General features: G+C 62.6%; 11 protein-coding genes and 1 pseudogene. 3 read left to right on the top strand and 9 right to left on the bottom strand.

All coding sequences use genetic code 11. The features are described 5' to 3' along the window. The 4 genes and pseudogenes from K0F85_RS28920 to K0F85_RS19550 form a co-directional block, all read right to left on the bottom strand. Nucleotides 1–235 (bottom strand): annotated as a pseudogene (locus K0F85_RS28920) (DUF4394 domain-containing protein); the annotation flags it as partial. 304 nt (nucleotides 236–539) lie between these two features. Next, nucleotides 540–1,904 (bottom strand): efflux transporter outer membrane subunit, encoded by a 1,365-nt coding sequence (locus K0F85_RS19560; protein ID WP_219117620.1) that lies wholly within the window; start codon nucleotides 1,902–1,904, stop codon nucleotides 540–542. Next, nucleotides 1,904–5,050 (bottom strand): multidrug efflux RND transporter permease subunit, encoded by a 3,147-nt coding sequence (locus K0F85_RS19555; protein WP_219117619.1) that lies wholly within the window; start codon nucleotides 5,048–5,050, stop codon nucleotides 1,904–1,906. Before K0F85_RS19555 ends, K0F85_RS19560 begins: the two co-directional genes overlap by 1 nt. Nucleotides 5,051–5,094: 44 nt before the next feature. Next, nucleotides 5,095–6,258 (bottom strand): efflux RND transporter periplasmic adaptor subunit, encoded by a 1,164-nt coding sequence (locus tag K0F85_RS19550; protein ID WP_219117618.1) that lies wholly within the window; start codon nucleotides 6,256–6,258, stop codon nucleotides 5,095–5,097. 132 nt (nucleotides 6,259–6,390) lie between these two features. Between K0F85_RS19550 and K0F85_RS19545 the strand changes: the two genes are divergently transcribed. The 3 genes from K0F85_RS19545 to K0F85_RS19535 all read left to right on the top strand — a co-directional run bounded on the left by K0F85_RS19545 (nucleotide 6,391) and on the right by K0F85_RS19535 (nucleotide 9,077). Continuing rightward, nucleotides 6,391–7,140, top strand: a complete 750-nt coding sequence (locus K0F85_RS19545) for a response regulator (RefSeq protein WP_219117617.1) — start codon at nucleotides 6,391–6,393, stop codon at nucleotides 7,138–7,140. Next, entirely contained in the window at nucleotides 7,140–8,225 is a 1,086-nt protein-coding gene (locus K0F85_RS19540) for an ATP-binding protein (protein WP_219117616.1), read from the top strand. The genes K0F85_RS19545 and K0F85_RS19540 overlap by 1 nt, the downstream gene beginning before the upstream one ends. A gap of 213 nt (nucleotides 8,226–8,438) precedes the next feature. After that, the gene (locus K0F85_RS19535) at nucleotides 8,439–9,077 is read left to right on the top strand and encodes an NAD(P)H-dependent oxidoreductase (RefSeq protein ID WP_219117615.1); all 639 of its coding nucleotides are present in this window, start codon (nucleotides 8,439–8,441) and stop codon (nucleotides 9,075–9,077) included. A 61-nt stretch (nucleotides 9,078–9,138) separates the two neighbouring features. On the opposite strand, the gene K0F85_RS19530 is transcribed toward K0F85_RS19535, so the two are convergent. From K0F85_RS19530 to K0F85_RS19510, 5 genes are all read right to left on the bottom strand, one after another. Further along, nucleotides 9,139–10,446, bottom strand: coding sequence for an ATP-binding protein (locus K0F85_RS19530; RefSeq protein WP_257572920.1), 1,308 nt, complete (start codon nucleotides 10,444–10,446; stop codon nucleotides 9,139–9,141). After that, the gene (locus K0F85_RS19525) at nucleotides 10,446–11,108 is read right to left on the bottom strand and encodes a response regulator transcription factor (protein WP_219117613.1); all 663 of its coding nucleotides are present in this window, start codon (nucleotides 11,106–11,108) and stop codon (nucleotides 10,446–10,448) included. Before K0F85_RS19525 ends, K0F85_RS19530 begins: the two co-directional genes overlap by 1 nt. 294 nt (nucleotides 11,109–11,402) lie before the next feature. Then, the gene (locus K0F85_RS19520; protein WP_219117612.1) at nucleotides 11,403–11,678 is read right to left on the bottom strand and encodes a hypothetical protein; all 276 of its coding nucleotides are present in this window, start codon (nucleotides 11,676–11,678) and stop codon (nucleotides 11,403–11,405) included. A gap of 225 nt (nucleotides 11,679–11,903) precedes the next feature. Beyond that, on the bottom strand, nucleotides 11,904–13,688 hold the full coding sequence (locus K0F85_RS19515; protein WP_219117611.1) for an ATP-binding protein: 1,785 nt from the start codon (nucleotides 13,686–13,688) through the stop codon (nucleotides 11,904–11,906). Next, complete coding sequence (locus K0F85_RS19510; RefSeq protein WP_219117610.1) at nucleotides 13,685–14,080, bottom strand: hypothetical protein; 396 nt, start codon at nucleotides 14,078–14,080, stop codon at nucleotides 13,685–13,687. Before K0F85_RS19510 ends, K0F85_RS19515 begins: the two co-directional genes overlap by 4 nt. Between the last annotated feature and the right edge of the window lie 50 nt (nucleotides 14,081–14,130).

Below are 14,130 nucleotides of genomic sequence, written 5' to 3'. Positions count from 1 at the left end.
CCTGCAAGCCCGTCACGGCAACCGCGCTGCGGATGGTGCCCGGCGTGGCCCGGTCGAACGACAGCAGTTTATTGCTGACAGTCAACACAAACACATCACCCGTGACGACCGCTGGCGGCGGTGGCGTGACGACAACTTCATGGTGAATGCCCCCGCCCCCGCAAGCGGACAAGGTCATGGCAATGGCGGAAACAAGCAGCAGCTTGGCAAATGGCAAAGATGGCAGTGATGGCATGATCGTACCCCCTGTGAGTGTGAGTGGAAGTGCAGCTCATGCCGCCGTTGCAGCGAGCGCACCCCTGTACTACCCACCAGGCACGCCGTTGGATGCAGCGGCGCAAAAAAAATTTCCACCTCTATTTTCTATTCTCTTTAGGTAACTTAATCGCTGTATGGTCGCAGGCACGATAGCGACTGGGGTCAGGAAAGTGGCGCGCAGCAGTCACGCCAGCAACATGGGCGAAGCCGACCTGCGGAGAGCCATCGTGCAGCGCGGCAAGGGCCAAGCGGCGCCTTTACTGGCCAGGCGCGACAGGCGGCTACTCTTCCAGCCCGCCCCCCAGCGCCTTGTACAGGGCCACGGCCGACTTGAACTGGTCGCGTCGCAAGTCCAGCAAAGATTGCTGCGCCGCATACGATTGGCGCTGCGCGTCCAGCAATTCCAGCCGGCTGTCCTGGCCCGCGCCATAGCGCAAGGCCGACAGCTTGCGCCGCTGTTCGGCGGCCACCGCCACACGCTGCTGGGCTTCGATCTGTTGCGCATACGTGGCGCTGCCGGCCAGGCCGTCGCGCACTTCGCGGAAGGCCGTCTGGATCGCTTGCTCGTATTGCAGCACCGCCACATCCTTGCGCAGGCGCGACAGCTGCAGCTCCGCGCGCAGCTGGCCACCCTGAAACAGTGGCTGCGTGACTTGCGGCGCAAACGACCAGTTGCGCGCGCTGCCACGGAACAGGTCACCGAGCTCAGGGCTGGCGAGGCCCAGCGACGCCGTCAAGGACAGACGGGGGAAAAAGGCGGCGCGGGCGGCGCCGATTTCCGCATTCGCCGCCAGCAGCGCATACTCGGCCTGCAAAATATCGGGACGGCGCGCCAGCAAGTCCGAGGGCAGCCCGGGCGGCAGCTGTGTCAGCACGGGCTGGCCGTCTAGTGGCCGACCAGGGGGCAAATCAGCGGGCAGCGGCACGCCCAGCAGCAATTCCAGCGTGTTGCGCGCCAAGGCGCTGGCCCGTTCGCGCGCCTGCACGTCCGCTTCCGCCGTGGCTGCCTGCCCTTGTGCTTGCGCCACGTCCAGGCCACTGCCCTGCTGCGCGCCATGCAGGCGCTGCGTCAGGACCAGCGCTTGGCGCCAGTCGGCCAGGGTTTGCCGGGCCAGTGCCAGCTGTTCCTCGGCCAGCCGCTGTTCCAGATAGGCATCCGCAACAGCGCCGATCAGAGCCATATGCGCGGCGCGCTGGCCCTGCTGCGTGGCCAGGTAGCGGGCAAACGCGGCGTCCGACAGGGAACGCAGGCGGCCGAACAGGTCGATCTCGAAAGCGCTCATGGCGATGCCGGAAGTGAACTGATTTTGTGTCACGCCATCGGCGCCGCGCTGGCGCACGCCGCCCGCATGGGCGCCGATGGCCGGAGTGCGGGCCGCATCCTGGATCTGGTACTGGGCCCGCACGGCTTCCACGTTGAGCGACGCCACGCGCAAGTCGCGGTTGTTTTCCAGTGCGATGTCGACCAGGCGCTGCAGGCGCGCATCGAGCAGCATCTGGCGCCAGCCCAGGTCGGCGGCGCTGCCCGGTGCGGTAACCTCGGCATAAGCGGCAGGGATAGGCGGCACCGGCTTGACCAGCGGCGGCGCCAATGAACAGGCCGACAAGGCCAGCGCAGCCAGGGGGGTGATAAAAAACAAACGCATTACGACTCTCCTTCCACCGCGTTGACGGCGGTGTGATTACTGCGTTTCTTGAAGTACCTGCCCATCTTGTCGACGGCGCCCAGCACCACGACAAAGAACACGGGCACGAAAAACACGGCCAGCACGGTGGCGGTGATCATGCCGCCGAACACGCCCGTGCCGATCGCGTGCTGGGTTTCGGCGCTGGCGCCCGTGGCCAGCATCAGCGGCACCACGCCCAGCGCGAATGCCAGTGACGTCATCAGGATCGGGCGCAAACGCAAACGGGCAGCTTCCACCGTCGCCTCGACCAGTCCACGCCCTTGCGCCTGCAACTGGCGCGCATATTCGACAATCAGGATCGCATTCTTCGCCGACAGGCCGATAATCGTGATCATGCCCACCTTGAAGAACACATCGTTCGGCATGCCGCGCAGCATCACGGCCAGCACGGCGCCCAGCAAGCCCAGTGGCACCACCAGCATGACGGAGACGGGAATACACCAGCTTTCATACAGGGCCGCCAGCACGAGGAAGACCACCAGCATCGACAGCGCCATCAGCATGGGCGCCTGCGAGGCCGATTCCTTCTCTTGCAGCGACTGCCCCGTCCACGCCAGCGCGAAGCCCGCTGGCAACTGCGTCACCAGGCGCTCCATTTCCAGCATGGCGTCGCCGCTGGACACGCCAGGCGCAGCGCTGCCCGAAATGCGCGCCGCCGGATAGCCCTGATAACGCACCAGTTGCAGCGGCGATTCGCTCCACACGGGACGCACCAGTTCACCCAGCGCCACCATGCCGCCCGCGTTATTGCGGATGCGCAGGGCCAGCACATCGTTCAACTGCATGCGCGACGGCGCATCGGCCTGGATGATCACCTGCTGCATGCGGCCCGCATTCGGGAAGTCGTTAACATAGGTTGAACCCATGGCCGCCGTCAGCATGTCGGCGATGGATGAAAACGACACGCCCAGCGCTTCGGCCTTGCTGCGGTCGATATCGAGGCGTACGCTGGCGCCGGGCGGCAAGCCGTCCGGGTACACGCCCGCCACCATGCTGCTTTGCGCGGCCAGGCCCAGTAGCTGGTTCTGCGCCGCCTGCAAGGCGTTGACACCCTGGTTGGCGCGGTCTTGCAGGCGCAGGGAAAAGCCGGACGAGTTGCCCAGTTCATCGATGGCGGGCGGCATCAGGCTCATGATCACGCCCTCCTTCGCCTGCGCCATGGCAGCCTGCGCCAGCGCCACTTCTTCCTGCGCCGTGGCGCCGTGGCGCTCTTTCCAGTCTTTCAGCATGGTGAAGGCCAGGCCAGCATTCGGCCCCGCGCCGGAAAAGCTGAAGCCGAGGATCGATTGATTCACTTCGATGCCGGGCCGCGTGGCCACGTGCTGCTCGTACAGCTTGACGACATCGAGCGTGCGCTCCATGGTCGCATCCGACGGCAGCTGGATCGAGGTGATGAAGTAGCCCTGGTCTTCCTCGGGCAGGAAGGCCGACGGCAGCTGCATGAAGGCCACGCCCAGCGCCGCGACGATGGCGCCATACACGACCATCGAACGGCCGGCGCGCTTCAGCATGGCCACCACGCCCTTTTCATAGCGGGCCGTCATGCGCTCAAACTGGCGGTCGAACCACAGGAAAAAGCCCTTTTTATCGTGATCGTGCGGGCCTATCGGTTTGAGCATGGTGGCGCACAAGGCCGGCGTCAGGGTGAGTGCCAACAATGCCGAGAACAAAATCGAGACGGCCATGGCCAGCGTGAACTGGCGGTAGATGGCGCCCACGGAACCGCTGGCCAGCGCCATCGGGATGAAGACGGCCGTCAGCACCAGGGTAATACCAACCACGGCGCCCGTGATTTCGCGCATCGCTTTCGATGTCGCTTCCTTCGGCGACAGGCCTTCGGTGGCCATCAGGCGCTCCACCGCTTCGACCACCACGATGGCATCGTCGACGATGATGCCGATGGCCAGCACCATGCCGAACATGGTCAGCACGTTGACGGAATAGCCGGCCAGCAGCATCACGGTAAAGGTGCCCATCAGGGCAATCGGCGCGACGATGGCGGGAATCAAGGTGTAGCGTATCTTTTGCAGGAACAGGTACATGACGAGGAAGACCAGCACCATCGCCTCCAACAGGGTGACGATGACCTTCTCGATCGAGATTTTCACGAATGGCGCCGTGTCGAAGGGCACCGAATACTTGATCCCGGCCGGCATGGTGTGCGCCAGTTCGGCCATGCGCGCGCGCACGGCGCTGGCCGTCTGCACGGCGTTTGCGCCCGGCGACAGCATGATGGCGGCGCCAGACGCGGCCTGGCCGTTTTCGCGGATGCTGAAATTGAAGCTTTGCGCCCCCAGCGCCACTCTCGCCACGTCGCCGATGGTCACTTTCGAGCCGTCCGGATTCGCGCGCAGCACGATGGCAGCAAATTCGGCCGGCGTTTGCAGCTGGCCCTGCACGGTCAGCGGAATGGTGACGCGCTGGCCTTCGACGGCGGGCGTATCGCCCAGGCGGCCAGGGGCGATCTGCGCATTTTGCTGCGCCACGGCCGCCGTGATGTCGCCCATGGCGATGTTGTACGACACCAGCTTGGCCGGATCGACCCAGATGCGCATGGCCCGCTCGGAGCCGAACAGCTGCACCTTGCCCACGCCGGGGATGCGGCGCAGTTCTTCCGTCACGTTGCGCGCCAGGTAGTCGCCCAGCGCCACTTCATCATGCTGGCCATTCTGGGAAATCAGGCTGACGATCATCAGGAACCCGGACGACGCCGATTCCACCGTCAAGCCATTTTGCCGCACGGCTTGCGGCAGGCGCGGCTCGATGGCTTTCAGGCGGTTTTGCACATCCACCTGCGCCATCTCCGGATTCGTGCCCGGCTGGAAGGTGACGGTGATCGAGGCCGAGCCCGAGGTATCGGTGGAGGACTCGAAATACAGCAGGTGCTTGACGCCAGACAGTTCGCGCTCGATCAGGCCCACCACGGCATCGTTCATGGTTTGCGGCGTGGCGCCAGGGTAGTTGGCGCTGATGCTGACGCTGGGCGGAGCCACGGAAGGAAAACGCGCAATCGGCAATTGCGGTATGGCGATCAGTCCGAACAGGACGATGAAGACCGCCACCACCCACGCAAAGACGGGGCGGTTGATGAAAAATTGAGGCATGTAATTAAACCACTTTCAATGAGTACACTTTCAATGCGTACGGATCAGCGCACGGCGCTGACGGGAGCTGCTTTGGCGACGGCGGTAGCGCGCTTCCAAGGCTGCGGCGCAGCCGTGGCGCCCGGCTGCAAACGTTCCTGGCCTTCGACGACGACGGTGTCGCCAGCCTTCAAGCCGCTGTTGACTACGTACTGATGCTCGAGCACATCGCCCACGGCAATCGGTTTAAGGCTGGCTTTGTGCATGCCATCGAGCACCCAGGCCTGCGCCTGCCCATCGCTGCTGTGCAGGACGGCTTGCTGCGGCACGAGCACGCCATTGGCCTGCACGGCGCGGGCGATGCGGGCGCGCACGAACATACCGGGCAGCAACTGGCGCTGAGGATTGTCGACCAGCACGCGGATGACGGCGTCGCCCGTGCCCGCATCGACGCTGATGCCCGAGAACAGGATGCGCCCCGTGACGGGATGCGGCTGGCCGTCCGCGCCCAGGATGGTCACGGGCAGCTTGTCGGCGCCGCCGTTGCCTGAGGCTTGCAGCGCGGCCAGCGCGGCGGCTGGCTGGCGCACGTCGACATACACCTTGTCGATCTGCTGGATGCGCGCCATCGGCGCCGCATCCGCCAAGCCCACCAGCGCGCCTTCCGTCACCAGCTCGGAGCCGATGCGCCCGGCAATCGGTGCCTCGATGCTGGCAAAGGCCAGGTCAAGGCGACGCCGCGCCAGGCTGGCCCGCGCCTGCGCCACGGTGGCCACGGCTTGCTCGCGCTGGGCCACGGCGTCGTCATACGCCTGGCGGCTGATGGCATCCGCTTCCACCAGCGGTTTCAAACGCTCGGCCTGGCTGCTGGCGCGCCTGGCCGTGGCCACCGCATGCTGCAGGGCGGCGGCGGCCGAATCGACATCCGCCTGGAATGGCGCGGGGTTCAGCTGGAACAGCTTCTGCCCCGCCTTCACTTCGGCGCCCTGCTCGAACTGGCGGCGCAACACGATGCCGCCCACTTGCGGGCGGATGTCGGCCGTGCGAAAGGCCGCCACCCTGCCCGGCAATTCGTCGCTGAGGACGACGGGGGCCGCTTGCAGCTTGAGCACCGTCACGGCGGCGGGCGGCGCGGCTTCTTCTTGCGGCGCGGGTTTGGAACAGGCGGCAAGGCTGAGCAGTGCCGCAGCGATCAATATGTTTTTCTTGGTGAGGTGGCTCGGATGCATGGTCTTTTCTATGGCAGATCCCAACCGGCGGTCCGGTCGACAGATAAGCGCAGCATAAAAGGCTTGCGTGGATGTTCCGTCAAAGAAATGTGGAGATTCGATGGAGAGAGCGAAGAATGCTAGACTATTTAGATGAACTATCATCACAGCGCCAGCCAGCCCTCTTTTCTTGCCACCACGCCGCCTTCCGCCCTCGTCCTGATCGCCGAAGATGAACCGCAAATCGCCCGCATCCTCGCCGGTTACCTGGAGCGCGACGGCTACCGCACGGCCTTCGCCCTGGACGGCCAGGAAGCGCTGCAGCAGCACCTGGCGCTGGCGCCGGACCTGCTGCTGCTCGACGTGCAAATGCCCCACGTCGATGGCTGGGGCGTGCTGACGGAAGTGAGACGACGCGGCGAAACGCCCGTCATCATGCTGACGGCGCGCGACCAGGATGCCGACAAGCTGGCCGCCCTGCGCGTGGGCGCCGACGACTACATCATCAAGCCCTTCAATCCGGCCGAAGTGGTGGCCCGCGTGGCAGCCGTGCTGCGCCGTTCGCGCGTGCGCCACCTCCCGGTGGGCGGCCAGCGCCTGCGTTGCGGTCCCATCGAAATCGACCAGGAAACCTATGTGGCCAGCGTACTGCGCGACGGCACGCCCCAGCCTTTGACGCTGACGCTGACGGAATTTCGCCTGCTGGCGCACCTGGCGCGCACGCCGCGCCGCGTCTGCAGCCGATTGGAGTTGCTCGAGTCGTGCATGCCCGAGAGCAATTCGCTGGAACGCACGGTGGACAGCCACGTCAGCAAGCTGCGCAAGAAGCTGGAAGAAGCGGGCGTGATGAACATGCCGGCCAGCCTGCGCGGCGTCGGCTACCGCCTGGAAAGTGAGCTCTGATGCGCTTCACGGGCCTGAACCGGCAGATCATCCTGTCGATGTCCGTGCTGATGGTATGCAGCATCCTGATCATCTGGATCGGTTCCTGGACCTTCTTCGCCATCGCCTTCAAGATCGATCCCGGCATGCTGTCCGAGCCCGACGACTGGTCGCCCAGCACCGTCGAATGGCTGTGGATCTTCGCCATCACCATCTTCGGCCTGGGCCTGGCCGCCTTTTTCGCCATCAAGCTGGCCGCGCGCATCCTCAAACCGATCAATTCCGTGATGGACAGCGTGCGCCGCGTGGCGCATGGCGACCTGTCCGCGCGGGCCTTCGCGGGCGACCGCAGCCTGGGGGAGACGGCCATGCTGGTCGATGACTTCAACAGCATGGCCGAGCGCCTGCAGCGGGCGGCCAAGGAAAGCGAAACGTGGAATGCGGCCATCGCACACGAACTGCGCACCCCGGTGACCATCCTGCGCGGCACCTTGCAAGGCGTCGTCGATGGCGTCTTCAAGCCCGAAGAAGTGCCGTTTTCCAGCCTGCTGGCGCAAGTCGAGGACCTGGGCCGACTGGTCGAGGACTTGCGCACCCTGAGCCTGGCCGACAGCGGCTACATGCAGCTGCGCATGGCCTGGACCGACCTGACCCTGGAAATCGAGGAAGTGGGACGCCTGCTGGCGCCGGACATGGAAGCGGCCGGCTTTTCGCTGCGGCTGCACCTGTCCGACCATCCCGTCTGCTGCGACGCGGCGCGCATCCGGCAGATCGTGCTGGCCCTGCTCGACAACGCCCGCCGCTATGCCCATCCGGGCCTGCTGCGCGTGCGCACCCGCGTGCAGGCCGGCCAGTACTACCTGAGCGTCGAGGATGCGGGGCCCGGCATTGCCGACGACCTGGCGCCGCACGTGTTCGTCGCGTTCCGCCGGGGCGACAGCGACGGCGGCGACCTGCATGCGGGCAGCGGCCTGGGCCTGGCCGTAGTCGAAGCCATCGCGCGCGCGCATGGCGGCAGCGCAGCCTGCACGCGCGGCAAGGCGGGCGGCAGCCTGTTTACCATCAAGTGGCCGGTCGAGCATGGCGCGACGCCGCCCGTCGGCTGACTACGCCGGCGGCGCGCGCAGCACCAGCTCATCGTCGTCAAACACCAGCGGCCCGCCAGCGTGCAGGTCGCGCGCTACCCGCAACATGAGCTTTCCATGCTTGGCCTATAGACAATTCGAGTGTGCAAAGCCAATTCTTTGGCCTCTTGCACTTGAAATGCCTGAATCCGCTATCATTTCCAATCTGAACTATTCATTATGAAAGAGATTGACATGTCCGCACTGCTAGAAACACTGCAATGGCGCTACGCCACCAAGAAAATGGACCCGACGAAAACGGTGCCGCAAGATAAAGTCGAGCGCATCCTGGAAGCCGTGCGCCTGACGGCCAGTTCCAGCGGCCTGCATCCTTACGAAGTCTTCGTCGTGACAAATCCTGCCCTGCGCGAGCAGATCAAGCCGCACGCGTGGAACCAGTCGCAAGTGACGGACGCCTCGCATTTGCTGGTGTTTGCCGCCTGGGACAATTACACGGTCGAACGCATCAACCAGATGTTTGACCTCGTCAACACCGTGCGCGGCTTCAAGAATGAAGGCTGGGAAGCGTACCGCCAGCAAATCCTGGCCACGTATCCGCAGCGCGATGCGGAAACCAACTACCAGCACGCGGCGCGCCAGGCGTATATCGGCGTGGGCACGGCCCTGATCGCCGCAGCGGAAGAAAAAGTCGATTCAACGCCGATGGAAGGTTTTGACCCGGCCAAGGTCGATGATATCCTGGGCTTGCGCGAAAAGGGCTTGCGCTCCGTCGTCATGTTGCCGCTGGGCTACCGCGCCGACGCAGGTGACTGGCTGGTGGACTTGAAGAAAGTGCGCCCGGCACGCGAGCAATTCATCACCGAGCTGGCGTAAGCGCCTGGCCCGGGATTGACAAGCGGATGCCCTCACCGGCATCCGCTTTTTTTTTGACCGTTCAGGCCGCTTGCGGGAAGCGTACCGTCACCTGCAGGCCCCTTCCCGCCGCCCCTTCAGCCAGCGCGATATCGGCCCGGTGGTGTTCGGCGATATGGCGCACGATGGACAAGCCCAGACCGCAGCCCCAGGCATCGTTGCCGTCGGGACGGAAGAAGCGGTCGAACAGGCGCGCATGGTGTTGTGGCGGCACGCCGGGGCCGTTGTCGGACACGCGCAGCAGGGGCCGGCCCTCTTCCACCGCCGCCTGCAAGTCGACGCGCCCGCCCTGCTGCGTGTAGCGCAAGGCGTTGTCGATCAGGTTATTGAGCAACACTTGCAGACCGTCGGGATCGGCCTGCACCAGCACCCTGGCCGGCAGCGTTTCCAGCACGCCCAGGTCGATTGCGCGGCTGTCGGCCAGCGCACTGTGATCGGCCACGGCCGCTTCCAGCAATTGTCCCAGGTCCACCGTGTGCAGCTGGCTGGCCGTCAGCGCCGTCTCGTGGCGCGCCAGGCTGAGCAGTTGCCGCACGAGATGCGTGCTGCGGTCCAGTCGTTCGTGCAGCCGCGCCAGGGCCACGCGGCGTTCTTCCTCGCTGCCGGCCCGTTCGGCTACCTGTAACTGCAGTTTCAACGCCGTCAGCGGCGAACGCAATTCATGCGCGGCATCGGCGACAAAGGTGCGCTGCGCCGTCAGCGCCGATTCGAACTGCTCCATCAAGCTATTGAGGGCCTGCACCACGGGGCGCAGTTCGGGCGGCATGTCGTCGGCCGCCAGCGGCGTCAGGGCGTCCGGCGAACGGCCAGCGACGGATTCGGCCAGCCGGTGCAACGGCGCCAGCGCGCGCCCGACCACGGCGACGATCAGCAGCGCCAGGATCAGCGCGAACACCAGCAGGGGCGCGCCGGCCCGCATGGTCATCTGCCAGGCCAGCTGGTCGCGCACGGCCTGCGTCTGCGCCACCTGCACGTAGCGGCCGCGCCGCGTCTCGCCGTACAGGCGCCAGTCCTCGCCGTGCAGCACGACATCGGCAAAGCCGGCCAGCGCATAGCGCGGCAATGCCGGTTGGCCCTGCAAGACGGGCAATGGCTGGCCGCCCTCGTCCCACGCCTGCAGCACGAACGCTTCTTCCGGCTCCTGCGCGGCAGCCAGGCCCGTTTGCGGCGCAAATTCGTCGGGCAAGGCCACTACCAGCTGGCGCAGCTGCAAATCAGCCAGTTCATTGGTTTCTTCCAGCAGCGAGCGGAACAGCGAAATGCCGGCGCCCAGCACGCACAGCAAGGTGGCGGCCAGCAAACCCAGCAGCAACTGGCGGCGGATGGTCATCAAGCTGCACCCCGCATCTTGTAGCCCACGCCGCGCACGGTCTGGATGCAGTCCGCGCCCAGCTTCTTGCGCAGCTGGTACACATACACGTCGACGGTATTGCTTTCCACTTCGCTATCCCAGCCGTACAGCTTTTCGCTCAGCTGACGCTTCGACACTACCTTGCCAGGATGGTCGAGCAAGGCACGCAGCACGGAAAATTCGCGCGGCGGCAGCTTGATCAGCTCCCCCTCGAACCTGACGTCGTGGCTGGCCAGGTCCAGGATCAGCGCGCCATGCTCGATGACAGAGCGCGAACGGCTGACCCGGCGACGCAGCAGCGCGCGTATGCGCGCCAGCAGCTCGTCGAGGTCGAACGGCTTGACCAGGTAATCGTCGGCGCCGCTGTCGAGGCCCTCCACGCGGGCCGGCGTGCCGTCGCGCGCCGTGATGATCAGCACGGGCAACTCGGCGCCCCCCGCGCGCATGGCGCGCAGCACCTCCATGCCCTCCTTGCCGGGCAAGCCCAGGTCCAGCAGCATCAAATCGTAGGCGAAACCGGCCAGCGCCAGCTCCGCATCATGGCCATCGCGCACCCAGTCCACGGCATAGCACTCACCGCGCAAGCCCTCGACCAGGCTTTCCCCGATCATCGGATCGTCTTCCACCAGCAACACGCGCACGCCACCCTCTCAATCTCGAAAATACCGCTATCTTAACGTGCCTGGGGGAAGCTGGCTGGCGCCAGCCAGGTCAGCCAGCAAGTGAGCCGGCACGCCGGCATTGTCGCCTCTGCAAACTGACGCTGGCCAGTAACAACCCCGCGCGCCGCACTTGGCGAGGAACGTCGACATCTCAACGGCCCCGCTTGCGGTTCAGCCAAGGTCCGCCTCCGTCGCTGTGACCGGCACCACGGACAGCATCGTGGCCGAATGTGCATCAACATATTGCACGCTCACGACGGGCCAGGTGTCGACCTAACAGTGGCTAGCGAACTGAATATAGGGATTGGCCTGCTTGATCACGCCGCCCTGAGGCGGCGTCAGACTGGCCGGTGGCTGCAGGGACTGGCACGCCGATGTAACCTTCATGTCGCCGCCGCCATCACTGCGCACGTTGATCGGGATTTGCCGGTCGTCGACAAACGAGCGGCAGGTGCCAGGCACCCCCTTCAACGCTTGCCAGGCATCGATCTGGTAACTGCTATGCGGGTACTGCGGTTTCAGGAAGACCAGCGCGCTCTTGTCTCGCATCTCATCCGATACCGTATCGAAGCTGACCGTAATTTCAGTCGCTCAGACTTGAACGGATACATCACGTCAGGCGACCGTCTGCTTCCGCCCCAAAGCGGAAGTTCGATAGGCACAACTCGCTAGCTGGCCTTCAAGCTTTTTCTTGGAAGACTTATCAATGGCGAAGAGAAGATGACTGCAAAACCAACTGAAAACCATCGACAAAACTCTAGTCGATTCAGTGTTTCACCATAGCTCCTCGTCAGGTAGTGCCCAAAGCTCTTCAAGGTTCACATCGTCACTACTCGGGCGGTGCACCTTCAGGAGTGGGTCAATCTTCAAGATCATAGGTAGTTCGAAGGCCGTCCCCGTGACGACACAGCAGCCCTTGGCCAAGGTTGGGATGAGAGCCTTGGAACTGGAGTCCAAGGTGCTGATGGTGTTGTCCAGCAGCATGAGGTCGCGCTCGTTCACCAGCCGGTGGATGAAGAAGTTGTGGATCTGCGAAACGATGGTGGGCGAGATGTCGGCAGGCCGCTGACTGGAGAGTGTGAGGTAGACCCCGTACTTGCGCCCCTCCTTGATGATCTCCTCAAACAGCTCAAGCCTATAGTCCTTCCAGATTTCATGCTCGCGGGTGGATTGCTCTGAGAGGATATTGTGAGCCTCATCAATGATCAGGTGCAATGTCCTCGTAGGTGGGCTCTTTAGGTTCTCATTATCCTTGTGGCTCGTGTAGAAATTTTTGGCTATTAGCAGAGGCAAGATTTTCTTAATTTCGTTCTTGCACTTCTTCAAAGAGATGACTTGCAAAAGATGTGTCGGAGGTGGCTCATCTACAATTTCAAGCACATTGCGAAGAGCTGTGATGGAAGACTTGGCGCGGGAAAGTACCGGCTGGATGTGCTCATACTGGGCATAACCTAGGACGACATCTGAGCATAGTTGCAGATAGCATCTGAGAATCAGCTCTGTGAACTGATCCAAGTCATCGACATCAACGTGCTCATCCAATAGTGGCTTCATGAACTCAACAAAGCCACCGCTGTTGGAATCATAATAGTGGCCTTCAGCGGCTCTGAAGTATTTGTTCTTGCCGTTGTATGTGATGCCCTTCAAATGGTCTTGAAGCTCTTCGCAATCAATAATTCTGGCAATCTCCCTAGCAAGTTCAAGTGCATCTGGTTTTGGTTCGCCAGAACTAAAGGCTCTCTCCAAAGTCTTTTCAATATAGCGTTCAAGTGGCACATCTTTAAACCGCTCTTTGCCTGTCAGCACTCTTCGCAGAAACGGTTGCTGTGTGTTGGTCGTGGCTTGAAATAGAAGACTTAAAGTTTCAGCGTCCCAAAAATGCGAGGCTTCAATCTTGAATTTGTGCTTTTCCTTTTTGGAATCCAGAATCGTTATCTTCTTCTGTTTAGCAGGAAGGATCTGGTCTTCAACATATTCGCCGTTGAAGTCAATAATGACAAACTGGCTTTTGCTTTTTAGGCCAGCCAGCTTCTCATTGAAAAGTGTGGTGTAGAGCTTCGCCAGTGTGTTTGACTTGCCACTGCCCGTGTTACCAAAGATTCCAAGGTGGCTGTTGAAGATGCGAGTCCATGGCAGGTTTATGGGCACGTTCTCCTTGAGCATAGCTCCAATGGAGAAGCTGGTTGTTCCCTCAGTCCCGTAGATCTTGCCGACCATGCGCTCACTGAGTAGGGATGCCTTGTCCCTGATCATGGGCATGTACTTCACACCCTCAAAGAACTTGTCATCCACGATGTAGCCGATGGGACGCACATCCACTTTTCGGATGTACTGGGTCTTCTCCGCATCAGCTTCCATGCGGCGCTCATCGAGGTACTCGCCCTCTACCAGGCAGACGATGTCAATGAAGCCGCGCTGAATGGAGATGTGCTCCCTGAGCGACACGCCTCTGTACTTCACACCGTCATAGAAGATCGTCTCCTGGCTGGAGTCTTCAAAGATGCGTAGTGAGATGCGGATTCCTGAGACAGCAATGACTTCGCCAACGACGATGCTCATAGACCGTCCTTGTCTTCAGGAGCCTCGTACTTTTCGGCCTTCAGAGAGAAGATGTACTTGTTGAAGTTTGTGAAGTCCAGCTTCTCGCCCTCAGGCGGACCGATGATGGTCACGTTTTTCCAAAGCTTGAATTCCTCACGCATGCTCTCAGCACTGCTTTGGCTGTAGCAGCAAATGAAAGTCTGAAGCTGTGGGTTTGACAGTGAGCGTTGGACCAGCTTTCTGATGTGTTCATCGGCAAACGAAAACCCGAAGCTGATGAGGATGGAGTTTGGCTTCTCAAGCTCATAGCTCAAGAATCTGAGCATCTGGTAGTAGTGCTCCTCAAACACCGTCTCATGAAACTTCCACTTGGTCGGGTTGACGATTGGAAGCTTGTTGGTAAGCGTCAAGCCAGCGCCGTCTTGAGCCCGTCAATGAATCAGAAGATGATGGCATCACA

Source organism: Janthinobacterium sp. UMAB-56 (assembly GCF_900095265.1).
Classification (GTDB): Bacteria; Pseudomonadota; Gammaproteobacteria; order Burkholderiales; family Burkholderiaceae_D; genus Janthinobacterium.
This window is presented reverse-complemented; position numbering and strand designations above follow the sequence as displayed.